The sequence below is a fragment of the Nisaea sp. genome, from assembly GCF_017640745.1.
In the GTDB taxonomy this organism is placed as follows: Bacteria; Pseudomonadota; Alphaproteobacteria; order Thalassobaculales; family Thalassobaculaceae; genus Nisaea.
In genome coordinates, this window is the sequence record NZ_JAEPQA010000016.1 from 58,215 (window position 1) to 82,151 (window position 23,937).

The following is a 23,937-nucleotide window of genomic DNA, read 5'->3' on the forward strand; positions in this document are numbered from 1 at the left end:
ACTCATTCTCCGGCCAGCAGCACGTCGAGCACCTCGTCGAGGCCGTCCTGCCAGGGCCGCCGCGGCACGTTGAAGGCCGCGATGATCTTCGCACAATCCATCACCGAATTTGCCGGCCGTTTCGCCGGCGTCGGATACTCGCTCGACGGGATCGCCGCCACCGACGGGCGCCGTCCCCAGACCTTTTCCGCGCGGGCGAAGATCGCCTCGGCGAAACCGTGCCAGCTGGTCCGGCCCTCCGCCGTGAAATGGTAGGTGCCCCAGCCGTCGCGCTTGCCGTCCCGGATGCGGCTGGCGATGGTCAGGATCGCGTCCGCGATGTCGCCGGCGGACGTCGGCGCGCCGAACTGGTCGGCGACCACGCGCAGTTCGTCGCGGTCCCTGCCGACCCGCAGCATGGTCTTCACGAAATTGCCGCCATGCGCGGCATAGACCCAGGAGGTGCGCAGGATGACATGCTCGGGCAGCGCCGCGCGCACCGCCTGCTCACCGGCCTCCTTCGAGGCGCCGTAGACGCCGAGCGGTGCCACCGGGTCGCTCTCGACCCACGGCCCGTCCTTGGTTCCATCGAAAACGTAGTCGGTCGAGATATGGATCAGCGGGATGCCCGCATCCTTCGCCGCCGCGGCGAGATTGGCCGGGCCGTCGCGGTTGATCGCGTAGGCCGCGTCCCGGTCCTCCTCGGCCTTGTCGACCGCGGTATAGGCCGCCGCGTTGACGATCAGCGACGGTTTCGCCGCCTGCACCGCCGCCCGAACCGCCGACGCGTCGGAGATATCGAGATCGGCGCGAACCAGTCCCTTCGCCTCGTGTCCGTGCTTCGCGGCGCGCGCGAGCAGTTCGGTCCCGACCTGTCCGCCGGCGCCGGTGACGAGGATCATGGCGTTACCCCTTGGAGCCGGTGCCGAGGCGCTGGCCGGAATATTTCCGGTCAAGGATCGGCTGCCACCAGTCCTTGCGGTCGAGATACCACTGGACGGTCTTGCGCAGCCCGCTCTCGAAGCTCTCCGACGGCTCCCAGCCGAGTTCGGCCTTGATCTTGGAGGCGTCGATCGCATACCGGAAATCGTGCCCCGGGCGGTCGGTCACATAGGTGATCTGATCGGAATATTTCTTCCCGCCCTGCTGCGGCACCAGCTCATCGAGCAGCGAGCAGATGCCAGTCACGACATCAATGTTCTTCCGCTCCTCGTTGCCGCCGATATTGTAGCTCTCGCCCGGCACACCCTTCGAGCAGACGGTCCAGAGCGCACGGGCATGATCGTCGACATAGAGCCAGTCGCGCACGTTCTCGCCCTTGCCGTAGACCGGGAGCGGTTCGCCCGCGAGACCCTTGATGATCATCAGCGGGATGAGCTTTTCCGGGAAATGGTAGGGCCCGTAATTGTTCGAGCAGTTGGAGAGTACGGTCGGCAGGCCGTAGGTCTCCATCCAGGCGCGCACCAGATGGTCGGACGAGGCCTTGCTCGCGGAATAGGGCGAGCGCGGGTCGTAGGCAGTCTCCTCGGTGAAGAGCCCCTCGTCGCCGAGCGAGCCGAACACCTCGTCGGTCGAGATGTGGTGGAAGCGGAAGGTCGTCTTCACCGCATCCGGCGCCGCGTTCCAGTATTTCCGCGATGCTTCGAGCATCGTGTAGGTGCCGACGATATTGGTCTGGATGAAGTCCGCCGGACCGTCGATCGAACGGTCGACATGGCTTTCGGCGGCGAGATGCATCACCGCGTCCGGCTTGTGCTTCGCGAAGATCCGGTCGAGCGCCGCGGCATCGCAGATATCGGCCTGCTCGAAGGCGTAGCGGTCCGAAGAGCTGACCTCGTCGAGCGAGGCGAGGTTCGCCGCGTAGGTCAGCTTGTCGAGATTGACCACCTTCACGTCCGTGTCGGCGATCAGGTGACGGATGACCGCGGAGCCGATGAAGCCGGCGCCCCCGGTGACGATGACGGTCTTGATGTCGCTCACGGTCGGTCTTCCTCAGGCTTCGTAAATGAACGGGCTGTCGAATTCGGCGAAGGGCTGATAGGCCTCGTCCTTCGCCGAGAGGATCGGCGCGCCGTCGAGCGGCCAGTCGATGCCGAGCGCCGGATCGTTCCAGGTCAGGCCGCCCTCGCAGTCCGGCGCGTACTTGCCGGTGACCTTGTAGAGCACCTCGGTATTTTCCTCGATGGTGCAGAACCCGTGCGCGAAGCCGACCGGCACCAGGATCTGGTTCCATTCGTCCGCGCTGATCGTCCGCCCGACCCACTTGCCGTAGGTCGGCGAGCCCTTGCGGATATCGACCGCGACATCGAAAATCGCGCCGCGGATCACCCGGACGAGCTTGTCCTGGCCGTGCGGCGGGGTCTGGAAATGCAGCCCGCGCAGGGTGCCTTTCGGTGCCGAGAAGGAGTGATTGTCCTGGATGAAGGTGTAGTCGAGACCGGCAGCCTCGAAGGCGCCCCGGTTATAGGTCTCGGAGAAAAATCCACGATGGTCGCCGAACTTTTTCGGCGTGATGATCTTGACGTCCGAGATCTCTAGCGGCTCGACCTGCAAGGCCCTGTCTCCCCTTGGATTTACGCGGCCTTCAGGGCCTGCGGGGCTATAGCATGCACGCCGCGACGGCGGCAAGCGGCGAGCCCTTGGCGCCTGCCGCGAATCGTGGCACATCAGAGCGATGAGCGACCTCACGCCCCCGACCGACCGCCCCGCCTGCGCCGTCGTCATCGTCAGTTACCATACCGGCCCGTGCCTGATGGACTGCATCCGCTCTGTGCTCGGCGAGGCATCTGCGCGCGAAATCGTCGTCGTCGACAACGGCAATCCGGAAGAGACCGTCGAGGAACTCCGCGCGCTCGCGGAACGCGAAGAGCGCGTGACGCTGCTGACCGGGCACGGCAATGTCGGCTTCGGCCGGGCCTGCAACATGGGCGCGCGCGCGACGTCGAGCCCCTATCTGCTGCTGCTCAATCCCGATTCCGTGCTGAAGCCCGGCGCGCTGGACGGTGCTTTGGCGCGGCTCGCCGAACGGCCCGACATCTCCCTCTATACGGTCCGGGTCGAGAATCCCGACGGCAGCGAGCAGCGTGGCTGCCGGCGCAACCTGATGACGCCGTGGACCTGCCTCGTCGAGGTTTCCGGCCTTTACCGTCTCGGCTTCAAGCGGATCAACCTGCACGGTACGCCGTCACCCGACGGGCTGACGGAGGTGGAGTGCATCTCCGGCTCGTTCCTGCTCTTCCCGCGGCGCGTCTTCGAGAAGATCGGCGGGATGGACGAGGATTACTTCCTCCATATGGAAGACGTCGATGTCTGCTACCGGGTGCGCGCGTCCGGCGGACATATCTGGTTCGACCCGACGCTTGCGGCCACCCACGCCCAGGGCACCAGCGACACGACCGGGATTTTTATCGAAAAACAGAAAACGCTGGGCGGAACACTCTATTTTTCAAAGCATTTCGGCGGCTGGAAAAATCCATTGGTTGCCCTCGTCAATCTTGCGCTTTGGGCACGATATGCTCTTATTTTCATAAGGTTACGCGCCAAGAACATCTGATCCCGTCGATCTGACATGTCCCTCGACCACGGCAATACACACATACTCAAAAAGGATTCTATTGCTGCTTGTTTTATTATTAATTTTATGTAAATTTCTGATCATTGCCATAAAGGCGACGCTATCTCCCGTCGGTTTGCACCCCAGAAAGGACCGGTACAGACCATGCTCGACGCCCAGCTTGTTTCCTCCGAAACCGCTCCCGCTTCCCGTGCCGCGCAGACGGTCTTTTTCGTAGACCATGAAATCCTCGATCCGGAAATCCTGCTCGCAGGGCTGGCTTCCGGAACCGCCGTTCATTACCTGCCGCGCGTTGGCAACGCGCTTGACGCGATGGCAGCCGCGCTGGAGGCGCACGACGAGAGCGCCCGGCATGTCGTCATCCTGGCGCATGGCTCGGCCGGCACGCTGAGGCTCTCCGGCCGGAAGATCGACATTCGTGCCCTCCGGCGCGACGTGCGGCGGCTCGCTCGGATCCGTGAAGCGCTTGCGAAAGACGCCGAGATCACCCTGCTGGCCTGCGCGACGGGGGCAGGTGCCATCGGACGCGCCTTCCTCAGGACTCTCGAGGATGCGCTCGACGCCACCGTACACGGCGCGCATGACGAGGTCGGCGGGGCTGCCGGCTGGAAAGCTCTGCCTGCGGCGCAGAATCATGTCAGCGCAGCGGCGCTCGCGCTCTACCCGCACCGGCTGGGACTTCTGGTCGAGGGCAACCAGATCACCGCCGTCGACGAGACGCTGAGCGGTGGCAGTTCGGATGACCAAATCAACGGCTACGGCGGCAACGACCTTCTGATCGGTCTGGCCGACGGTGACCGGTTGAACGGCGGCGACGGCAACGACACCCTCTCGGGGGGATCGGGTGCGGATACCATGTCCGGCGCGGCCGGAGACGACGTCCTCGTGATCAATGACGGCGACCTCGACCATACAACCTTCATTGAGTTGATCGACGGCGGTACGGGCAACGACGTCGTTCAGCTGGGCACCGGATCCTATCTCCTCACCCGCGCCAACATCTCCAACGTCGAGACAATTTCAGGCAGCTCGGGCGCAGACACGATCACGGCCCACGCCTCGACCGCGCAGAACTATGCGCTCGGCGGCGGCGACGACGTCATCACCGGCAGCAGCGGGGCGGATACGATTTCCGGTGAGGCCGGCAACGATTCCATCTTCGGACTCGCCGGCGACGACGTGATCTCCGGCGGAGACGGTGCCGACAGCCTGGTCGGTGGCGGCGGGACCGATCTCCTGGCGGGCGGCGCCGGCAACGACACCTTTGCCGGGACCGTATCCGAGTTCAACGGCGATACCATCTCCGGACTCGAGGCCGGCGATCAGATCCTCATCACGGGCAACACCAGCCTGGCAACCAGCCTGAACGGGACGACCCTCGGATCCACCATCAACCTTGGCAGCGGCACGCTGAATTTCTCCGGTGCGGCAAGCAACCTGCAGATCACCGGGACGGTGTCAGGCGGCAACTCGGTCCTGACCTTCGCCGTTCCGGCAACCAGCACCCCGAGTTCCGGCAATGGTTCCACCAGTGGCCCGGTCACCGTCTCGGACAGCGCGCAGGACACGGTGACCGGCGGCGCGCGGACCATTGCCAACACCGGCTCCACATCCGGGTCGGCGGCAATCATCGAGAATACCGGCAATAGCGGTAACTTGGTCACCGCGACGCTTCCGCCCTCCGTCACCATCACCTCGGAAGGCCCGGCGACGGCACAATCCGGCAGCGGCGCGGCCACCACGCTGGTCAGCGCCATCACCGGGCGCAACTCGAGCGCCGGAACGGAGCTCGTCAGCGGCGCCCAGACCTATCTGAACAAGCTCGCGACGAGCACCACCCTCGATATCCGGACCATCGTGCCGACGACGACGGGCAGCTCGGTCAGCGAACCGATCGTGATCTCCGCAAGCGGCAGCGGCAACCAGTCCGAGGCCTTCGTCATCGACGTCCGGTCGATGCCCTCCGGTTCGACCCTGCAGCTCGACAATATCGAGTTCGCTTCCATCATCGGCCAGGCCACGGTGACCGGCGGGGCGGGCCAGAACTACGCGGTCGGCGACGACGCCACCCAGTTCATCTCGCTCGGCGCCGAGGACGACACGCTCATGGGCGGCGGCGGCAACGACACGGTCGGCTCCGGCTGGGGCGAGGACATCCTGTACGGCAACAAGGGCGACGATTCCGTCTTCGGTGGCGGCGGGATGGACACGCTCTATGGCGGCCAGGGCGACGACACCGCCTTCGGCGGCAACGACAATGACGTGGTCTACGGCAACAAGGGCGACGACACGCTTTCCGGCGGCGAGAACGACGATCTGCTGTTCGGCGGCCAGGGCAACGATATCGTCTACGGCAACAGCGGCAACGACAGCCTCTCCGGAAATCTCGGGAACGACATGCTTTATGGCGGTCAGGGCAACGACGCCGTCTCCGGCGGCGACGGCAATGACATGATTGCGGGAAACGGGGGCGACGACACGCTCGCGGGCGGCAGCGGCGCCGACACCTTCGTCTTCTCCTTCGGCGGCGGCAATGACCGGGTGAGCGACTTCACGGCGGGCGAGGACAGCCTGCAATTTGAGAGCGGCCTGACCTATACGGCGACGGAAAGTGACGGAAACACGGTGCTCACTCTTTCCGATGGCGGAACCGTGACGCTGATCGGCGTTGCGAAATCCGCGCTCGGCCTCGCCGCGAGCGCCGGGTGGGATCTTGCCTAGGGCGGGACAACCGGTCCCTCGAGCCGGTACAGTACTGCCCTGAGCAACCGGAGCCCGGCACCCCCCGTGCCGGGCTCCTCCTTCGCCGGGGGGCAGCGCGCGTGATTACCGAACTGGGCGTCTATGGCGGGCTGTTTCTGCTCTGCTTCGCCGCCGCCACCTTCTTTCCGGCGCAATCGGAGATCGGCCTCGCCGGCCTGATCCTGACCAGCGACTATTCCCTGCCCCTGCTGCTCGCGGTCGCCTCCGCCGGAAACACGCTCGGCTCGGTGGTGAACTGGATCCTCGGCCGCTTCGTCGACCGCTTCAGCGACCGCAAATGGTTCCCGATCTCGCAGAAGCAGATGGACCGCGCCTGCGGCTGGTACCGGAAATACGGGCAATGGAGCCTGCTGCTCAGCTGGGCGCCTTTCATCGGCGACCCGCTCACCTTCGCGGCGGGCATCCTGCGCGAACCGTTCTGGATGTTTTTTCTGCTGGTCGCGGTTGCGAAGACAGGGCGCTATCTCGTCGTGGCCTGGGCGGCGGGGGCGTTCTAGCCGGCCTTCACACCACTCCGCCCGAGAAGCGCATGCACAACCCCGCGGCCGATCGCGGCAAGTTTCTCCAGCTTATCGTCCTCCAGCAGGATCAGCTTGGCGAGATCGATGCCGATGGAGGCGAACTCGAAGGCAAAGAAGGCCGGCAGGTACAGGCCGTGGGCCCGCCAGACCCGCAGCCGGTTGCGGTAGATGTGGTAGCGGCGGAAGCTGGAATGGCTGTTGAAGCAGAATTTCCGGCCGAAGAGCGTCTTCTGCTCGTACTCGCCGAGCCGGTGCTGCAGCCGCGCATCGCCCACCGCGATCAGCTTCCATCCGGCGCGGCGCATGCGGAAGGCAAATTCGAAATCGATATAGTCGACGAAGAAATCCTCGCGCATCAGACCGACATCGCGGAACACCTCGGCCTTGACCAGGCTGCCCGAGGCCATGGCGAAGGCGACATCATCGAGCACGTCGCCCGGCCCGAAGCGCACCGGACGGAAGTGGAGCGCATGTTTCGACACATAGGCACGAGCCTTCAGAGTGCCTTCCTCGTCCCCGAGCAGCGGGGCCACCAGACCGATCCGCTCGCCTTCCGGGTGGGCGGCATGGGCCGACAGCATGGAAGCGACCATGTTCGGCTCCGGAATGCTGTCGTCATCCATCAACAGGATCCAGTCCGCACCGTCCTCCAGCGCGAAGCGGATGCCCTGGTTCTGCGCCGCCGCAAGACCGGCATTCTCATCGTTCCGGATCAGCGTGATCCCGCCTCCGGAAGCTTCCGCGAGCGCGCCCAGCCGGCCGACCGCTTCTGCGTCCGAGCCGTTATCCACGACGACGGTCCGGCCAACCTGCGGCGCCAGCGCGTCCAGCGCGCGGAAGAGACGCTCGTCCGGCCGGTAAGAAACGACGACCGCGACGACGCTAGTCTGCTGCATGCTCCACCCCAGATGGCGCACTGCCGTCCGCCCTGTTTTCCGACCGGATCTTTCTCCGGTCCCCCTTAGCCCCGCGCAGCTTCACGGGATTCCAGCTCAGCGCGCCGAGGAAATCGGCAAGGCCAGCCTTTCGCCTCCCTTGTATCTCCGACCGCTCCTTCATGACAGTGCGGAAGTTCACGAAAGCGTCACGGATCGCCCGGCGCCGGACCGGACCGTCACCGCGCACCGGGCCGAGCAGGATGATGAGCGCCAGCTGTGCCAGCAGCAGCGGCAGCACGAGCTGGAACACCGGCGCCGGCATACAGCGCAGGAAAGTCCAGATCCGGTTGCGGGTGATGTGATAGCGCGAGAAGTCCGAATTTACCCCCGCGATGGCTGATGCGACATGCCGGACCCGGGCGCGCGCGAGCTGAATGCAGCGCTCGCCATTCAGCCGGAGCCGGAGGCCGAGATCGACATCCTCGTAATAGCAGAAGAAGCGCTCGGCGAAGCCGCCGACGGCAAGGAACGCGTCGCGCCGGTAGATTCCGGCGGCCGCGCAGGGCCCCATCACCTCGCCGTCCTCGGCGATCGTGCCGGCAGGCCGCATCCGGTCGCCGCGCCAGGCGAGGCCGAGCGGACTGTAGTGATCCCCGGCCCCGTCGAGCAGGCCGGGATTCTCGTCGAGCAGCTGGGTCGAACCGAAGACATGGACGCCGCGATAGCGCCGGGTCGCCGCCAGAACCTCCACGAGCCAGTCGGGCTCGGGAAAGGCATCGGGGTTGAGCAAGGCGAGCCACCCCCCCTCCGCCTTGCGCGCCAGAATATTGTTGCCGGCGGCGAAACCGAGATTGTCCGGGCTCCGCTCCAGTCTGGCCGGCACGGAGAGGACGGAGAGGTCGATCGCGATACCGTCCGACGAACCATTGTCGAGCACGATCACCTCGAAGTCGCGGCAGCTCTGCGCCTCGAGGGCGGCAAGGCACCGGGGCAGGTGCGCGCCCGAATTATAGGCGACGACGAGGACGGAGAAAGTCGGTGCGCTGGCGGCCATGCATGCCTGCAAGTGTTTGATTCGGCCGGACCATAGCATGCCCGCTGCCGGGCTTTCGAGACCGCAGACGGAAGCTCAAACAAAAGGGGCTCGCCTGCGACGAGCCCCGAGGGGAGTTCAGGAAGGATCACGCGCCAGGTCAGGGGGATTGCGTCTGGCCGCGACCGGATGCCGTTGGGGGAGAACGGCGCTTCCCTGAGCACCACCCTGGCGCGTGGACGTAAAAAAAGACTTAAGCCCGAAGCGCAATTTTTCTGCGGTTATGACCGCATCAGTTTGCGGATGAAGGCCGGCAGACCGAAGGCACCCGCATGGGCTTCCGGCGTGTAATACCGGCAGTCCAGCCCGGCTTCTGCGAAGCGCGGCGCGATCTCCGGGACCGGTGTCTGGCGCAGCGCGGGATCGTCTGTCGCCCAGCCGAACGCCATGAACCCGCCCTGGTAGGTCGGTACCGCCGCGGTGTAGAACCAGACATCGGCGAAATGCGGGCTGAGCCGGTCGAAGGAATTGGTGACCTCGCTGCCCTGAACGAACGGCACACCGTTCTGCGTGACGAGAATGCCGCCCTCGGTCAGGCAGCGCTTGCAGGCCTTGTAGAAGCTCTCGCGGAACAGCACCTCGCCGGGACCGATCGGATCGGTGGAATCGACGATGATGACGTCCCACCTGCCATCCGTCTCCTCGACGAACCTGGCACCGTCGGCGATCTGCAGGTCGAGCCGCGGATTGTCGAAGGCACCGTTGCTGATCGACGGCAGATGCTTCACGCACATGTCGACCACGCCGCGGTCGATCTCGACCATCGTCACCTGCTCGACGGAGGTATGGCGGAGCGCTTCCCGGGCCATGCCGCCGTCGCCGCCGCCGATGATGAGCACGCGCTTCGCCCGGCCATGGGCCAGGATCGGCACGTGCGTCAGCATCTCATGATAGACGAACTCGTCACCCTCGGTGGTCTGAACGATGCCGTCGAGCGCCATGACGCGCCCGAAGACATTGTTCTCGAAGATCACGAGATCCTGGTGCTCCGTCCGCTCCCGGAAGAGCACCTTGTCCATTGTCAGCCGCTGTCCGTATCCGTTGTGAAGGGTTTCGTTGAACCACTCACTCATACGGTCAGGCCCCGCTTCAGGTCATTGAGCTGCACCGCGTCGGGACGGAACGCCCGGCGCAGAACTGCAATGGCCTTATGCGGCTCGGCATCTCCGCACATGAACACGTCGAGCGCGGCATAGCCCCGCTCCGGCCAGGTGTGGATGCTGATATGCGACTCTGCGAGCACCGCGACACCGGACACGCCGCCATTCGGCGTGAAATGGTGCAGGTGAATGTGCAGCAGCGTGGCGCCAGAGACCTCGACGGCCTCCCGCAGCGTCTCCTCGATATGCTCGAGTTCGTCGAGCCGCGAGGCGCCGACCAGATCGATAATCAGGTGCGTGCCGGCGAAGACCAGTCCGTCCTTCTTCACGAAATGGTCGAGCGACGAATCCGAGTAGCTCGGAGTCAGCGGAATGACCGTGCCATCGTGACCTTTGGCCGTGCCGGTGATGTCGGAATTGGTTCTGCTCGGCTGAGTATCCGAGTCCATCCCCAAATCAGCGAAGGCGATGTTTCGATCCATCAACCCCTCCTATCCAGTAGATGTCCCAGTTACCCCGTCGCATCCCGCTTGCCGCAACACCGTTGGGCGGAATGGTCTGGCGTTCCTTTCGTTTCCGCACGATGCGGATATAGGCGCGGGGTTCTGAGGCTTTTTCCCTTGCTCCGCAAGCGAAATCTCAAAATCCGCGTAAAAAAATTCGACCGGGCTTGCTCCGCGATTTCGCAGCGCCTTCCCGGCCGGATTTCGTGCTCGAAACGTGCGCATTATGTGCGCCTGAGTCAAGGGGTTTATATGGCTATTTTTTTGGGGTCCGGTATGCGATGCAGTCGATCTCGACAAGCGCCTTCCGAGCGATGCCCGTGACCCCGATGCAGGTCCTCGCCGGACGCGTTTCGGCGTTGAAATATTCGGCATAGACAGCGTTCATCGCCTCGTAGTCCCGTTCGAATTCCGTCAGGAACACACGGGCGGAGACGACATGGCTGAAATCGAGCCCGAGCCCGTCCAGCACGATCCGGAGATTCTCCATCGTGCGCCGGGTCTGCGCCTCGATCCCCTCGGGCAAGGGCCTCGCATCATCCTCGGGATCGGTCGCGAGCTGGCCGGTGATCAGACACCAGCCGTCGATCTCGACCGCATGGCTGTAGGGCGCGACCGGTGCCGGCGCGCGGTCCATCAGATGGAATACTGGTGCTGTCATTTCACTCTCCCATGTCGGCATCTGCCCGCCTCATTTCCCCCCGGCGCCGGTTGCGCCGCCGCGGCCTTGGTGCCGCCGTTCCCCGGCGGTCATGCAGCTCGCCGACGATCCGGAGCCGTTCGGCATTCTCGAAACGCGCCCAGCCGGCGATCTCCTGGATCGTGCGCCAGCAGCCGAGACAGTAGCCGCTTTCGCGGTCGATCTGGCAAACGGCAACACAGGGAGAAGGAATGTCGGTCATGCGCGGCTCGCAATTGTCTCAGGTTCCGGCAGTCCCGGAGCATGACAGAAATAAAAACGGCGTGGATCCGAAAATCCACGCCGTCAGCGTCAGGTATTGACCGGAAGGTGCCTTAGGCGGCTTCGGTCACGTCGCTTTCGTAAGCCGAGACCAGCGCGACGAAGCTCTGCACCAGATCGGCAACGCCTTCGGCGCCATTCGCGGTCACGAGGTTGCCTTCGGTGACGGACGCGGTCTCTTCCCAGCTCGCACCGGCGGCTTCGAGCGCTTCGCGGGTGTCGGCGGAGGAAGTGACGGTCCGGCCTTTGGCGTCCTCGATGGTGACCAGCAGGGAAGCCGCGTCACCGATCAGCGCGACCGGCATGCCGGCGCGCAGGAAAGCCTTAAGGATGCGCTGGGCGTGCGGGTCTTCCGCAAGCTTCTCGACGCCGCGGACACCACCCGGAACGACGAGACCGTCGTAATCGACGGCCAGGGTATCGGCCAAGTCCGCGTCAACCGGGAAGAAATGGCCCCAAGAGCCGTCGTACCAGCCATTGACCAGACCGGTAGCGCGGGAAACGGCCTTGACCGTCGCGCCGGAGGCCAGCAGCTGCTTTTGCGGCTCGACGAACTCGATTTCGTCAAACCCGTTGGCGACCATGATTGCAATATTTTTTCCGGTGAGCGGCTTGTCCTGCATTTAGTTCTCCTTTTTGTCAGCGTCTCGTCGGTCGGGCGGCGCGGCCGTAAGCGGTCCAGTGAGGGACTCCCGGAACGAGCCGAAAAGTCGGCACCGGAAGCCAGATCTCGTTTAAACGCCGAATTTGGGCAGGATCCCAACCAGTCAGGTCAAAGCCGATGGAGGGATCGAGTTACATGAAACCGACGAGCCTTAGCTCGCGAGGGGGAAATAGCGAAATTCGCCGTGAAATTCAAGTCGCGAGATGTGCATGGCTGCCCTGCATAGGGAATTCGGGAGCTTTACGGAATTTTCACATCCGCCAAATCGCCCAAGAGGACTGGAGCGGGTGATGGGAATCGAACCCACGTATTCAGCTTGGGAAGCTGATGTTCTACCATTGAACTACACCCGCAACGCTCCAAACATGCGCAAGCACTGCCTTGCTTACAAGTGAAATCATCTGATAGACATTTAACCAACATTAAACTTGTCGAAGCTAAGAAATTAGCCGGGGTGCGCGTGATGTGTGCCAGGCAATATCGGGAAGCCGAAGAAATCGGCTGAAGCGGAGGTAAGAATGGTCTCCTCAACCGTAGACGGGATTTCCGGGCTCGCGACCCTGACGTCCGATACCGGAACTCTGACGATCACATCCGGAACACTTATCGCCTCCAGTCTCGATTCCGCCCGCGGTTATGCCACGATCACCGTGAACAGCAACGCGGCGCACGTCATTACCTTCGCCCAGAATTATCTGTTCAATTCCGCCGGAACGATCACGATCAGTTTCAGCAGCACGCTCGGCGTGACCGTTTCGGGAGTCAATCTGCTCGGAACGCAGACCAAGATATCGGCCAGTCTGACGGCGGCAGCCGACACCTTCACCGGCGGGCCGGATGGCGACACCGTCTCCGGCGGAGACGGCAACGACGTGCTCTATGGCGGCACCGGCCTCGGCGCCGACCTGCTCTATGGCGGGAATGCCAACGATGTGGTGTACGGGAACGTCGGTGCAGACAGCCTCTACGGCGATGCCGGCATGGATACGCTGTTCGGCGGCCAGGGCGATGACTCCATATTTGGCGGCGCCGGAAACGACACGATCATCGCAGGCGCCGGCAACGATCAGGTCTCAGGCGACGCGGATTCCGACACGATCATCGGGGGCACCGGGGACGATTCCCTGTTCGGGAACGACGGACGTGACTTCCTCTACGGGAATTTCGGCAACGACCTCCTGAACGGCGGCGACGGCAACGATCTGCTCTATGGCGGGAAAGACAACGACCTGGCCTATGGCGGTAGCGGAAACGACATCATCTACGGCAATACAAGCGAAGACACGCTCTATGGCGACGCGGGCGAGGACACGATCATGGGCGGCGCCGGGAACGACATCCTGGCCGGCGGCGACAATGCCGACAGATTGGCCGGAAACAAGGGCAGCGATATCATCTACGGCAATGCCGGCACCGATCTGATCTACGGCAATCTCGAGAACGACACGATGTATGGTGGCGACGATGCCGACACGCTCTATGGCGGCGGCGGCGACGATGTGCTCTTCGGCGGCCTCGGCGCGGACATGCTCGCGGGCAACGGCGGCAACGACACGGTGGCCGGCGGAAGCGGCGCGGACACGATCTCGATGATCGGCTCCAACCCCGGCAACGACGTGTTCAACGACTTCGAGATCGGGTCGGACCGTATCCTGGTCAATACCGGGACGACCTACACGGCAGCGGCGTCGGGCGCCAACACGCTGATCACGCTCAGCGGCGGCGGAAGCGTCACCCTCGTCGGCATCTCCCCGGGCTCCGTAAGCGACGGACTGTTCATCTACGGCTGATCCGTTGCGATTTGGCGGGCGTCTGTAGTCACGACATGGTGAGCCTTTGTGCACCCGGCTCCCCTTGCCGCATCGAGAGCGGCGGGGCACGGTAAGGAAGGTCTGGACTCTTCGCTACGGAGCGCCACATTTAGCGTCCGAAGAACAGGGCCGCCGGATTGGAACGGTCCCCGGGCACGCGGGCAGGGAGTTCAACGGTTGTACAGCGAGATTACAGGCGCGATTAGAGTCGTGGTCGAGCCGCGCTATCTTCCCGATCATTCGAACCCGGAAGAACACCGTTTCGTCTGGGCCTATAGCGTCAAGATCGAGAATCTCGGAACAGACGCGGTTCAGCTGCGCGCCCGCCACTGGCGCATCACCGATGCCCTCGGACGCGAACAGACCGTCGACGGTCCGGGCGTCGTCGGCGAACAACCATTGATCCAACCCGGCTCTTCTTTCGAATATACCAGCGGTACGCCGCTCGGAACCTCATCCGGATTCATGAGCGGTCATTACGACATGACGGGTCCGGATGGGCAGATCTTCACGGTTTCGGTACCCAGTTTCGCGCTGGATCTTCCGGAAGCGGCCGGTCGGCCGCACTGAGCGGATGCGGGACATCCATGGGAACACTGAGGGCGTAACCCCATCACAATTCATGCGCCCTTGATTTATGAGGAAATGAAAATGTCGCCATACGACAACGCACTGCGCGCAGAGGCCGCAGCCGGTCAGGACGCCGGGATCAAGGTCGTCCGGCAGCGCCCATCGCGCGAAGAAGCGGAAGCGGCCGTTCGCACACTGATCGAATGGGCGGGCGACGATCCCGACCGTGAAGGTCTGGTGGAGACCCCCGAGCGCGTCGTCAGGTCCTACGAGGAGCTCTTCAAGGGCTACTCGAGCGACCCGCAGGTCTATCTCGAGCGCGTTTTCGAGGAGACCGCAGACTACCACGAGATGGTGCTGCTGAAGAACATCCGCATGGAGTCGCACTGCGAGCATCACATGCTTCCGGTGATCGGCAAGGTTTCTGTCGCCTATATGCCGAATAACCGGGTGGTCGGCGTCAGCAAACTCGCCCGCGTCGTCGAGACCTTCTCCAAGCGCCTGCAAATCCAGGAAACGATGACGGCGCAGATCGCCACCACCATCCAGGAGGTGCTGGAGCCCAAAGGGGTGGCGGTGCTGGTCGAGGCGGTCCATCAGTGCATGACCACGCGCGGCGTCTGCAAACCCGGCGCAAGCATGGTAACCAAGTCCCTGACCGGCTGTTTCAAGGAGGACGCCGAGCTCCGCAAGGAATTCTTCGACCTCGTCACCAAGGGCGACTAGGCCCCAACGGCGGGCATCGGGCCGCGCCCTTCCCGGGCGCGGATACCCGCACCGCCTTTTCCGGACTGGACATCGCGCCGATGGCGGTCCAATGATCCACGCTCTGTGCGCAACGCAAGGGGAGCTTGGACTTGGTCGCCTTTGGTCCGGTCCTTCATATTGTCGGCCTTCTGATGTCGATCATGGCAATCGCCATGCTTCTGCCGGCCGGCGTCGATCTCGCCTTGGGCAATCCCGACTGGGAGGTGTTCACTGGCGCGGCAGCCCTGTCGCTCTTCATCGGCGTGTCGCTGATGCTGACGACGAACAGCCCGTCCGTCTCGACCCTCAGCCTGCGGCAAGCCTTCCTGCTGACCACGCTGAGCTGGCTGACGATCGCCATGGTCGCGGCCCTGCCCTTTGCCTTTTCGCAGCTCGACATGACCGTCGCCGACGCTTTCTTCGAGAGCATGTCCGGCGTCACGACCACCGGCTCGACCGTGATCGTCGGCCTCGATCACGCGCCGCCCGGCATCCTGCTCTGGCGCGCGCTGCTGCAATGGCTCGGTGGCATCGGGATCATCGTCATGGCGCTTGCCGTGCTCCCGATGCTGAGCGTCGGCGGCATGCAGCTCTTCCAGACCGAAGCTTTCGACACGCCGGACAAGGTCGTGCCCCGCGCGGCACAGCTGGCAGGCGGGATCAGCGGTATCTATCTCGCGCTGACCGCGGCCTGGGCGGCAGGTCTTTGGGCGGCGGGCCTTCCCGGCTTCGACGCCATCGCGCATGCGATGACCACGATCGCGACCGGCGGGTACTCGACCAAGGACGCGTCGGTCGGGCATTTCGACAATGTGGTGGTCGACTGGATCGTGGTCGCCGGCATGATCGTCGGCAGCCTGCCCTTCGTCTATTACCTGCGCATGATGCGCGGCTCGATCCGGCCGATCTTCCGCGACAGCCAGGTGAAGTGGTTCTTCGCGATCGTCACCGTCGTGGTCGGCTCGGTGACGATCTGGAACTGGCAGGAGCTCGACTATCCGCTGCATGACGCGGTGCGCTACGCCGCCTTCAACATCATCTCGGTGATGACCGGAACCGGTTATGCCACGACGGATTACGGAATCTGGGGCGGCTTTCCCGTCACCCTCGTCATCTGCCTGATGTTCGTCGGCGGCTGCGCCGGATCGACGACCTGCGGCATCAAGATCTTCCGCATCCAGGTGCTCTACGCGACCGCGCAGGTGCAGATCGAGCGCCTGCTCAGGCCGCACGGCGTCTTCATTCCCTACTATAACCACAAGCCGATCCCGGAGACGGTCTCCGAGTCGGTCATGGGCTTCTTCTTCCTCTACATGCTGTGTTTCGGCATCCTTGCCGCGCTGCTCGCCGCGATCGGCCTGGATTTCATCACCGCAGTCTCGGGCGCAGCCACCGCGATCAGCAATGTCGGGCCCGGTCTCGGGCCGATCATCGGGCCGGCCGGCAATTTCGACTCATTGCCCGACAGCGCCAAATGGCTCTTGTCATTCGGCATGCTGCTGGGCAGGTTGGAGCTCTTCACCGTTCTGGTGATGCTCTCTCCCTCTTTCTGGCGCCGCTGAACGCCGGCCGAAAGGTATACGACCAGATATGAGCGATATGCTCTCCCGCTCCGTTTCCATGCTGGAACGTCTTGTGGCCTTCGACACGACGTCCCGGCTCTCCAACCTCGAACTTATCGACTACGCGCGGGATTATCTCGAAGAGATGGGCATCCCGACCCGGACCACCTTCAACGAGGACGGCACCAAGGCCAATCTCTGGGCCACCATAGGCCCCGAGGACAAGGGCGGCGTCGTGCTCTCCGGACATGTCGACGTGGTTCCTGTGGACGGTCAGGACTGGAGCCATGATCCGTTCAAGATGTGGGAAGCGGACGGAAAATATTTCGGCCGCGGAACGGCGGACATGAAGGGCTTCTGCGCCATTGCGCTGGCCATGGCGCCGGAGATGAAAAAGCGGAACCTGAAGACCCCGATCCATTTCGCCTTCTCCTACGACGAGGAGGTCGGCTGTATCGGCGTGCGCGGCCTGATCAAGGACATGGCGGAAAACCTGCCGCTGCCGACCGCCGTCATCGTCGGCGAGCCGACCGGCATGAAGATCATCGGCGGCAACAAGGGGAGCCGCGGCCTGATGACGACGATCCGCGGCATACCCGGCCATTCGAGCGAGCCGCACCGGGGCGTCAACTCGATCATGTACGGCGCGCGCATCATCAACCTGCTGGAAACGATCCAGAAGGAGCTGCGCGAAAACCCGTACGAGGACAGCCCGTTCGACCCGCCCTACACGACGATCGATCTCGGCATCATAGAAGGCGGCACCGCGCACAACATCATCCCCGAATTCACCAAGTTCCGCTGGGGCATGCGGATCCATCCGGGCGATGACGGCGAAGCGATCGAGCAGCGCGTGCGCGACTATATCGAGAATGAGTTGAACCCGGAGATGAAGGCCTTCTCGCCGGATGCCGGGATTACGATGGAACTGGTGAATGTCGTTCCGCCGCTGATCCCCGATACGGACTCCGCCGCCGAGGAACTGGTCCGCTACCTGACAGGGCTCAACCAGTCGGGTGCGGTCTCGTTCGGCACCGAGGCCGGCTTTTTCCAGGAAGCCGGCGTCCCGGGCGTGATCTTCGGGCCGGGCTATATCCAGCAGGCGCACCAGCCGGACGAGTTCATTGAACGCTCGCAGGTCCAGGAATGCGTCGATTTCATGAGCAAGCTGACGGATTGGGCCGCCGACAACGGCTGAGCCGCCGCTGTCGCTGCCCCGTCTTGACCGCCCGCCAAACCGGTGAGACGGTTAACGAAACGCGATAACGAGGTCTGGCCATGGAGCCGGGCCGACAACAGGGGGAAGCTGGCAGGATGGCCGAAGACAATTCGAACCCGAAGGATCCGAACAAGGGCAAGCGCCGGTCGTCCGAGTGGTACGGCAAGATGGACAAGGACGGCTGGGCGCACCGGTCCTGGATGAAGAACCGGGGCATCCCGGCCGACATGTTCGACGGCCGGCCGGTGATCGGGATCTGCAACACCTGGTCCGAGTTCAATCCCTGCAACGCCCATTTCCGCGACATCGCGGAGCGGGTGAAGCGCGGCGTCTACGAGGCCGGCGGCATGCCGGTCGAGTTCCCGGTCTTCTCGACCTCGGAAAGCCAGCTCCGTCCGACCGCGATGCTCTACCGCAACCTCGCCTCGATGGATGTCGAGGAGGCGATCCGCGGTCTGCCGATGGACGGCGTCGTACTGCTGGTCGGCTGCGACAAGACCACGCCCTCGCTGATGATGGGCGCGGCGAGCTGCGATCTGCCCACGATCACCGTCTCCGGCGGGCCGATGCTCAACGGCCACTATCGCGGCGAGCTGGTCGGCAGCGGCACCCATGTCTGGAAGTTTTCCGAGATGGTCCGCGCCGGCGAGATGACGCTGCAGGAATTCATGGACGCGGAGCAGGACGGGGCCCGTTCCGCCGGTCATTGCATGACGATGGGAACCGCCTCGACCATGGCCTCGATGGTGGAATCCCTCGGTGCCGGCCTGCCGCACAACGCCGCCATTCCGGCGGTCGATTCCCGCCGCAACGTACTGGCCCAGATGGCCGGCCGCCGCATCGTCGAAATGGTGCGCCAGGACATCCGCCTCTCCGATGTGCTGAAGCGGGAGAATTTCGAGAACGCCATCATGGTCAACGGCGCCATCGGCGGCTCCACCAACGCCGTGGTGCACCTGCTCGCGATCGCCGGGCGCATGGGGATCGACATCACGCTGGACGACTGGGACCGGCTCGGCCGCGACGTTCCCTGCCTGCTGAACCTGATGCCGTCGGGCGAATACCTGATGGAGGATTTCTTCTATGCCGGCGGCCTGCCCGCCATCATCCGCGAGCTCGGGGACTTCATCCACAAGGATGCCATGACCGTCAACGGCAAGACGATCTGGGACAACTCCAAGGACGCCGAATGCTGGAACCGGGACGTGATCTTCCCGGTCGACAAGCCCTTCAAGCCGAACGGCGGCATCGCGGTGCTGCGCGGCAACCTGGCTCCGGACGGGGCGATCATCAAGCCGTCCGCCGCCTCGCCCGAACTGATGAAGCATCGCGGCCGCGCCGTGGTGTTCGAGAATATCGAGGATTACAAGGCGAAGATCGACGATCCGGCGCTCGATATCGACGAGACCTGCATCATGGTACTGAAGAACTGCGGTCCGATGGGTTATCCGGGCATGGCCGAGGTCGGCAACATGGGTCTGCCGCCGAAGGTGCTGAAGAAGGGCATCAAGGACATGATCCGGATCTCCGACGCCCGCATGAGCGGCACGGCCTACGGCACCGTGATCCTGCATTCGGCTCCCGAGGCTGCCGCAGGCGGTCCGCTGGCCTTCGTTCAGAACGGCGACATGATCGAAGTCGATGTCGAGGCGCGGCGCATGCATCTCGACGTGTCCGACGCGGAAATGGAAAAGCGCCGGGCCGCCTGGCAGGGATTCGAGTCCCCCTATGACCGGGGATATTCGAAACTCTATGTCGAGCATGTCCTGCAGGCCGACAAAGGCGCCGATCTCGATTTCCTCGTCGGAAAGAGCGGCACGCCGGTGATGCGCGAGTCGCATTAATAAAAAGTTGGCAATTTAGCGCGATAATCTCCACTGCAGGTTTGGCGCAGATTGTGAGATACTTTTTGCGGCCGGCTGGATCCAATTATCCGGCGGGCCGCACCGCGCCATGCATTCCGGACCTCACTGAAGGTTCCTGTCCACGGAAGCGAATACAACAATAGATGGAAGTGATACCCGCATGGGTACACAGAGATCCCATATGACCGACGGTCAAATCCCGTCCGACGACGACACGGAGCTGAACGCTCTCGGCACCAGGACTGACATCGTCAGCGATGTGGCGCACGAGATGCGCAATCCGCTCAACGCGCTTCTTGCCTATACCGAGTTGCTCAAGACCGAGCGGCACGGCCGTCACAGCCATCCGAAATACAAGCAATATTCGGACATCGCCCACGATGCCGCCGAGGCTCTGGTGCGAATCTGCGACCGGCTGCTGTTGGGCGAGGAGGCCGGCAGCGACGATGCTGGCGTCGAGACGGACGCGCGCGCTGTCGCGGAACGCATGATCGCCCGCTACAGCGCCATGGCGGAGCAGAAGAAAATCACGCTCGACATGCGGTTCGACCGGGAGTTCCCGAAGGTTCCGGTTCCGGACGCAATTCTTGAGGACGTGCTCGGGAATCTCGTCGTCAATGCGATCAAGTTCACGCCCGCGGGCGGAACGGTCGCCGTGATCGGCAAGCGCGACCCCGCCACCGGCGCGGTGATCATGGTGATCCGCGATACCGGGATCGGGATGCCGGCAGAAAAGCTGTCCGAGGTCCTGAAATTCCTCCCGGTGAAACCGGTCGAGGGCCTGCAAGGAGAGATGGGCACCGGTCGCGGCCTTTCCATCGTGAAGAAGCAGCTTGCCCCGTTCGGCGTTACCGTCGAAATCAGGAGCAATCCGAATTTCGGCACCTCGGTTTCCCTGGTGTTCCCGCCGCCGAAAGCCTGATCGCCTGTCTTCAGGGCATGGAGGCAAGCGCCTTCGCGAAGAAATCCGGGCCGCCGAAATTGCCGGATTTGAGGGCGAGCGCGAGCGGTTCTCCGCCGAGCGAGACGGTGGCCGGAACTCCGGGATCTATCTGCGGGCCGATCTGCAATCCCTCGATCCCGAGCGCGGAGACCACCGCGCCCGAAGTCTCGCCCCCGGCAACGACAAGCCTGCGGGTACCAGAGGCAACGAGGCCACGCGCAATCGCGGCCATCGCCTCCTCGATCAGGGCGCCGGCCTCGGCGCGGCCGAGTGCCTTCTGGATCTCACGCACCTTCTCGGCCGGCTGGCTCGCATAGATCAGCACGGGACCGTCCGCGATCCGGCCGGCGGCCCAGCCGAGGGCCTCCGCCACGACATCCTCGCCGCGCGCGAGGCGCAGCGCATCCACGGCGAAGGAAGGGTGTCCCGCTTCGAAACGGGCGATCTGCCCGAGCGTCGCCGCCGAACAGCTTCCGGCCAGGACGGCGGCACTCCCCCGAACCTGGGGCAGGGCACCCGCGGCACCCCGTTCCGCAAGCAAACCTGCGCGCCGGTAGTTCCCGGGCAAGCCGATAGCGATCCCCGACCCGCCGGTGATGAGAGGCAGATCCTTTACCCCATAACCAATTGATTCAAGGTGCTTATCAAGTACGGCATCGACAATCGCGATGCCTCCTCCCGCAGCTTTGAGTGCCGCAAGTTCCGCCGCAACCGCTTCTCCACCCGCATCGACGGTAGCGAATTGGATCAATTTAACTGGCTTTTTAGTTTGTCGTTGCAGGACCGATACGAGATTGCTGTCCGTCATGGGCGTCAGCGGGTGATTGCGCATCGGGCTGTCGGACAGGAGCTGCGTGCCGACGAAGAGATGGCCGTTGAAGATCGTACGCCCGTTCTCCGGAAAGGCCGGGCAAGCAATCGTGACGGTCGTTCCGAGGTCCGCCATCAGGGCGTCGGCGACCGGGCCGATATTGCCGTCGTCCGTCGAGTCGAAGGTGGAGCAGTATTTGAAGAAAAACTGCCGGCACCCCGCGGCCTTCAGCCATTGCAGCGACTGGAGCGATTGCGCGACCGCCTCGTCGGCCGGGTTGGTCCGCGATTTGAGGGCGACGACGACCGCGTCCACGTCCGGCACCGGCGTGTCCGTCGCCGGAACGCCGATCAGCTGGACCGTCCGCATGCCACCGCGCACCAGCATGTTCGCCAGGTCCGTGGCTCCGGTGAAATCGTCGGCGATGCAGCCGAGAATGGGCGCCATAGCGGCCTACCTCCCTCAATGAAACGGATTATGGATCGGGCGAGGCAGTCTGCTGTAGGCTGCGCCCTCAAGCAAGCGCACGTCCGTGCGATATACAGCGCCCATCAAGAATGGCGACAGGGGAGGCTTCATGCCAAGGCTGGCAGCAAATCTGTCCATGATGTTCCAGGAACTGCCGTTTCTCGACCGCTTCAAGGCGGCGGCGGATGCCGGTTTCCGGGGTGTCGAGTTTCTGTTTCCGTACGATTTCCCGGCGGAGACGATACGCTCGAAACTCGACGAGTCCGGTCTCGAGCAGGCACTCTTCAACCTGCCTCCCGGAGACTGGGACAAGAGCGAACGCGGGCTCGCGGCGATGCCGGGCCGCGAAGAGGACTTCTCCGACGCCCTTGCGAAAGCGCTGGATTATGCCGAAGCGCTCGACTGCCCGCGCCTGCACGTGATGAGCGGCATTGTTCCCGAAGGCACCTCGCGGGAAGCCTGTACCGAGACCCTGATCGGCAATCTCCGCCGCGCCGCGCCGTTGGCCGCAGAACGCGGCAAGACGCTGATCATCGAGCCGATCAATACGCGCGACATTCCGGGCTATTTCCTGAACTACCAGAAGCAGGCACTGTCGATCCTCGACGCCGTCGGCGCCCCCAATGTCCGGCTGCAGTTCGATCTCTATCACTGCCAGATCATGGAGGGTGACCTCGCGATCCATATGCGGGAGCAGCTGGGCGTCATCGAACACATACAGATCGCCGGCGTGCCCGGCCGGCACGAACCCGACGTGGGCGAGATCAATTACCCCTACCTCTTCGCCCTGATGGATGAACTGGGCTACCAAGGCTGGGTCGGGTGCGAGTACAAGCCGCGCGGCGAGACCGTCGCGGGACTCGGCTGGAGCAAGGAGTGGATGCGATGAAGGTCACGATCACTGGCGCCTCGGGCTTCATCGGCCAGAAACTGGCCCGCCGCCTGCTCGACAGCAACGCGCTCGTCGCCTCCGACGGCAGCCGCAAACCCGTCACCGAACTGACCCTTCTCGACGTGGTCGAAGCGCCGGAAGCGCTCACCTCGGACTCCCGCGTGCGCAGCCTCGCCGGCGACATCACGGACGAGGCGCTGCTGGCCGAAGCCATTCCCGGCGACACCGACAGCGTCTTCCATCTGGCCGCCATCGTCAGCGCCGGCGCGGAAGAGGATTTCGATCTCGGCATGGCCGTCAATCTGGATGCGACCCGCACGATCCTCGAGATCCTCCGGGCTGCGGACGGCGTGCCGAAGATGGTCTTCGCCAGCTCCTGCGCCGCGTTCGGCGGCGATCTGCCGCATATCGTCGAGGACATGACGGCGACCACGCCGCAGACCTCCTACGGCACCCAGAAGGCGATCGGCGAGCTGCTGGTCTCCGACTATAGCCGCAAGGGCTTCGTGGACGGACGCTCTCTGCGGTTCCCGACCGTGGTGGTACGGCCAGGCAAGCCGAACAAGGCAGCCTCGACCTTCGCCAGCTCGATCTTCCGCGAGCCCCTGCAGGGCCAGCGCGCCGTCTGTCCGGTCGCGGGCGACGCCAAGATGTGGCTCGCCTCGCCGCGGAGCATCATCGAGAACTCGGTGCACGCGCATAACCTCGCTGGCGACGCCTGGGGGGCCTCCCGCACCGTTTCGTTGCCCGGCTTCTCGATCTCCGTGGCAGAGATGGCGAAGGCGCTGGAGAATGTCGCCGGACCGGCCGTCGCCGGACGGATCGACTGGGCGCCGGATCCCTTCATCGAGAAGATCGTCCGCGGCTGGCCGCCGGCCTTCAACACGAAGAAGGCGCAGGCGCTCGGATTCGTTCAGGACGAAGGCATGGAAAGCGTGATCCGCGCCTTCATCGAGGACGAGCTCGGCGGCAAGATCGCGGCCTGAGGCCGGAACCTGAAACCGGATCCTGCG

At 64.0% G+C, this 23,937-nt stretch carries 23 protein-coding genes and 1 tRNA gene; 12 read left to right on the forward strand and 12 right to left on the reverse strand.

Features of this window, described 5'->3' with window-relative positions; translation table 11 throughout:
- Positions 1–2: 2 nt before the first annotated feature.
- From rfbD to rfbC, 3 genes are read right to left on the reverse strand one after another with little or no spacing between them, the layout of a single operon-like run.
- Positions 3–881, reverse strand: coding sequence for a dTDP-4-dehydrorhamnose reductase (gene rfbD / locus JJ959_RS12625; RefSeq protein ID WP_292884122.1), 879 nt, complete (start codon positions 879–881; stop codon positions 3–5).
- A gap of 4 nt (positions 882–885) precedes the next feature.
- A complete protein-coding gene (gene rfbB / locus JJ959_RS12630; protein WP_292884176.1) occupies positions 886–1,950 on the reverse strand; it encodes a dTDP-glucose 4,6-dehydratase in 1,065 nt (354 codons plus the stop codon).
- A gap of 21 nt (positions 1,951–1,971) precedes the next feature.
- The gene (gene rfbC / locus JJ959_RS12635) at positions 1,972–2,532 is read right to left on the reverse strand and encodes a dTDP-4-dehydrorhamnose 3,5-epimerase (protein WP_292884123.1); all 561 of its coding nucleotides are present in this window, start codon (positions 2,530–2,532) and stop codon (positions 1,972–1,974) included.
- A 121-nt stretch (positions 2,533–2,653) separates the two neighbouring features.
- Between rfbC and JJ959_RS12640 the strand changes: the two genes are divergently transcribed.
- The 3 genes from JJ959_RS12640 (at position 2,654) to JJ959_RS12650 (ending at position 6,813) form a co-directional block, all read left to right on the forward strand.
- Complete coding sequence (locus JJ959_RS12640; protein ID WP_292884124.1) at positions 2,654–3,532, forward strand: glycosyltransferase family 2 protein; 879 nt, start codon at positions 2,654–2,656, stop codon at positions 3,530–3,532.
- 165 nt (positions 3,533–3,697) lie between these two features.
- Positions 3,698–6,274, forward strand: a complete 2,577-nt coding sequence (locus JJ959_RS12645) for a DUF4347 domain-containing protein (RefSeq protein ID WP_292884125.1) — start codon at positions 3,698–3,700, stop codon at positions 6,272–6,274.
- A 104-nt stretch (positions 6,275–6,378) separates the two neighbouring features.
- Positions 6,379–6,813 (forward strand): YqaA family protein, encoded by a 435-nt coding sequence (locus tag JJ959_RS12650; protein WP_292884178.1) that lies wholly within the window; start codon positions 6,379–6,381, stop codon positions 6,811–6,813.
- On the opposite strand, the gene JJ959_RS12655 is transcribed toward JJ959_RS12650, so the two are convergent.
- The 8 genes from JJ959_RS12655 to JJ959_RS12690 form a co-directional block, all read right to left on the reverse strand.
- A complete protein-coding gene (locus JJ959_RS12655; RefSeq protein ID WP_292884126.1) occupies positions 6,810–7,733 on the reverse strand; it encodes a glycosyltransferase family 2 protein in 924 nt (307 codons plus the stop codon). The genes JJ959_RS12650 and JJ959_RS12655 overlap by 4 nt on opposite strands.
- Positions 7,720–8,769 carry a glycosyltransferase family 2 protein gene (locus tag JJ959_RS12660; RefSeq protein ID WP_292884127.1) on the reverse strand — a complete coding sequence of 350 codons (1,050 nt, stop codon included), beginning with the start codon at positions 8,767–8,769 and terminating at the stop codon, positions 7,720–7,722. Before JJ959_RS12660 ends, JJ959_RS12655 begins: the two co-directional genes overlap by 14 nt.
- 260 nt (positions 8,770–9,029) lie before the next feature.
- Positions 9,030–9,881, reverse strand: a complete 852-nt coding sequence (gene speE / locus JJ959_RS12665; RefSeq protein WP_292884128.1) for a polyamine aminopropyltransferase — start codon at positions 9,879–9,881, stop codon at positions 9,030–9,032.
- Positions 9,878–10,390 (reverse strand): adenosylmethionine decarboxylase, encoded by a 513-nt coding sequence (gene speD / locus JJ959_RS12670; RefSeq protein ID WP_292884129.1) that lies wholly within the window; start codon positions 10,388–10,390, stop codon positions 9,878–9,880. The genes speE and speD overlap by 4 nt, the downstream gene beginning before the upstream one ends.
- A gap of 277 nt (positions 10,391–10,667) precedes the next feature.
- A complete protein-coding gene (locus JJ959_RS12675) occupies positions 10,668–11,072 on the reverse strand; it encodes a RidA family protein (protein ID WP_292884130.1) in 405 nt (134 codons plus the stop codon).
- Position 11,073: 1 nt separating this feature from the next.
- On the reverse strand, positions 11,074–11,313 hold the full coding sequence (locus tag JJ959_RS12680) for a DUF1289 domain-containing protein (protein WP_292884131.1): 240 nt from the start codon (positions 11,311–11,313) through the stop codon (positions 11,074–11,076).
- 112 nt (positions 11,314–11,425) lie between these two features.
- Positions 11,426–11,995 (reverse strand): DJ-1/PfpI family protein, encoded by a 570-nt coding sequence (locus JJ959_RS12685; protein ID WP_292884132.1) that lies wholly within the window; start codon positions 11,993–11,995, stop codon positions 11,426–11,428.
- A 320-nt stretch (positions 11,996–12,315) separates the two neighbouring features.
- Positions 12,316–12,389: transfer RNA gene (locus JJ959_RS12690), tRNA-Gly, on the reverse strand.
- 165 nt (positions 12,390–12,554) lie between these two features.
- On the opposite strand from JJ959_RS12690, the gene JJ959_RS12695 reads away from it, so the two are divergent.
- The 7 genes from JJ959_RS12695 to JJ959_RS12725 all read left to right on the forward strand — a co-directional run bounded on the left by JJ959_RS12695 (position 12,555) and on the right by JJ959_RS12725 (position 20,732).
- Positions 12,555–13,826: a calcium-binding protein gene (locus tag JJ959_RS12695; RefSeq protein WP_292884133.1), complete on the forward strand. Its 1,272-nt coding sequence runs from the start codon at positions 12,555–12,557 to the stop codon at positions 13,824–13,826.
- A gap of 198 nt (positions 13,827–14,024) precedes the next feature.
- On the forward strand, positions 14,025–14,417 hold the full coding sequence (gene apaG, locus JJ959_RS12700; protein ID WP_292884134.1) for a Co2+/Mg2+ efflux protein ApaG: 393 nt from the start codon (positions 14,025–14,027) through the stop codon (positions 14,415–14,417).
- An 81-nt stretch (positions 14,418–14,498) separates the two neighbouring features.
- On the forward strand, positions 14,499–15,143 hold the full coding sequence (gene folE / locus JJ959_RS12705) for a GTP cyclohydrolase I FolE (protein WP_292884135.1): 645 nt from the start codon (positions 14,499–14,501) through the stop codon (positions 15,141–15,143).
- 131 nt (positions 15,144–15,274) lie between these two features.
- The gene (locus tag JJ959_RS12710) at positions 15,275–16,726 is read left to right on the forward strand and encodes a TrkH family potassium uptake protein (RefSeq protein WP_292884136.1); all 1,452 of its coding nucleotides are present in this window, start codon (positions 15,275–15,277) and stop codon (positions 16,724–16,726) included.
- A gap of 28 nt (positions 16,727–16,754) precedes the next feature.
- Complete coding sequence (argE, locus tag JJ959_RS12715; protein ID WP_292884137.1) at positions 16,755–17,924, forward strand: acetylornithine deacetylase; 1,170 nt, start codon at positions 16,755–16,757, stop codon at positions 17,922–17,924.
- A gap of 116 nt (positions 17,925–18,040) precedes the next feature.
- Entirely contained in the window at positions 18,041–19,789 is a 1,749-nt protein-coding gene (gene araD / locus JJ959_RS12720) for an L-arabinonate dehydratase (protein ID WP_292884138.1), read from the forward strand.
- A 202-nt stretch (positions 19,790–19,991) separates the two neighbouring features.
- Complete coding sequence (locus JJ959_RS12725; protein ID WP_292884139.1) at positions 19,992–20,732, forward strand: HAMP domain-containing sensor histidine kinase; 741 nt, start codon at positions 19,992–19,994, stop codon at positions 20,730–20,732.
- Positions 20,733–20,742: 10 nt separating this feature from the next.
- Here JJ959_RS12725 and otnK read toward each other — a convergent pair whose 3' ends face one another.
- A complete protein-coding gene (gene otnK / locus JJ959_RS12730; protein ID WP_292884140.1) occupies positions 20,743–22,011 on the reverse strand; it encodes a 3-oxo-tetronate kinase in 1,269 nt (422 codons plus the stop codon).
- 130 nt (positions 22,012–22,141) lie between these two features.
- Between otnK and otnI the strand changes: the two genes are divergently transcribed.
- Entirely contained in the window at positions 22,142–22,921 is a 780-nt protein-coding gene (otnI, locus tag JJ959_RS12735) for a 2-oxo-tetronate isomerase (protein WP_292884141.1), read from the forward strand.
- On the forward strand, positions 22,918–23,910 hold the full coding sequence (gene denD, locus JJ959_RS12740) for a D-erythronate dehydrogenase (protein ID WP_292884180.1): 993 nt from the start codon (positions 22,918–22,920) through the stop codon (positions 23,908–23,910). Before otnI ends, denD begins: the two co-directional genes overlap by 4 nt.
- The last annotated feature ends 27 nt before the right edge of the window (positions 23,911–23,937 follow it).

Coding starts and splice junctions, on each gene's coding strand:
- JJ959_RS12685 (WP_292884132.1), bottom strand. CDS start 11,995: ATGCAGGACAAGCCGCTCACCGGAAAAAATATTGCAATCATGGTCGCC.
- JJ959_RS12725 (WP_292884139.1), top strand. CDS start 19,992: ATGACCGACGGTCAAATCCCGTCCGACGACGACACGGAGCTGAACGCT.
- JJ959_RS12640 (WP_292884124.1), top strand. CDS start 2,654: ATGAGCGACCTCACGCCCCCGACCGACCGCCCCGCCTGCGCCGTCGTC.
- JJ959_RS12675 (WP_292884130.1), bottom strand. CDS start 11,072: ATGACAGCACCAGTATTCCATCTGATGGACCGCGCGCCGGCACCGGTC.
- argE (WP_292884137.1), top strand. CDS start 16,755: ATGAGCGATATGCTCTCCCGCTCCGTTTCCATGCTGGAACGTCTTGTG.
- JJ959_RS12655 (WP_292884126.1), bottom strand. CDS start 7,733: ATGCAGCAGACTAGCGTCGTCGCGGTCGTCGTTTCTTACCGGCCGGAC.
- araD (WP_292884138.1), top strand. CDS start 18,041: ATGGCCGAAGACAATTCGAACCCGAAGGATCCGAACAAGGGCAAGCGC.
- JJ959_RS12695 (WP_292884133.1), top strand. CDS start 12,555: ATGGTCTCCTCAACCGTAGACGGGATTTCCGGGCTCGCGACCCTGACG.
- JJ959_RS12660 (WP_292884127.1), bottom strand. CDS start 8,769: ATGGCCGCCAGCGCACCGACTTTCTCCGTCCTCGTCGTCGCCTATAAT.
- speE (WP_292884128.1), bottom strand. CDS start 9,881: ATGAGTGAGTGGTTCAACGAAACCCTTCACAACGGATACGGACAGCGG.
- rfbD (WP_292884122.1), bottom strand. CDS start 881: ATGATCCTCGTCACCGGCGCCGGCGGACAGGTCGGGACCGAACTGCTC.
- folE (WP_292884135.1), top strand. CDS start 14,499: ATGTCGCCATACGACAACGCACTGCGCGCAGAGGCCGCAGCCGGTCAG.
- JJ959_RS12645 (WP_292884125.1), top strand. CDS start 3,698: ATGCTCGACGCCCAGCTTGTTTCCTCCGAAACCGCTCCCGCTTCCCGT.
- JJ959_RS12680 (WP_292884131.1), bottom strand. CDS start 11,313: ATGACCGACATTCCTTCTCCCTGTGTTGCCGTTTGCCAGATCGACCGC.
- speD (WP_292884129.1), bottom strand. CDS start 10,390: ATGGATCGAAACATCGCCTTCGCTGATTTGGGGATGGACTCGGATACT.
- denD (WP_292884180.1), top strand. CDS start 22,918: ATGAAGGTCACGATCACTGGCGCCTCGGGCTTCATCGGCCAGAAACTG.
- otnK (WP_292884140.1), bottom strand. CDS start 22,011: ATGGCGCCCATTCTCGGCTGCATCGCCGACGATTTCACCGGAGCCACG.
- otnI (WP_292884141.1), top strand. CDS start 22,142: ATGCCAAGGCTGGCAGCAAATCTGTCCATGATGTTCCAGGAACTGCCG.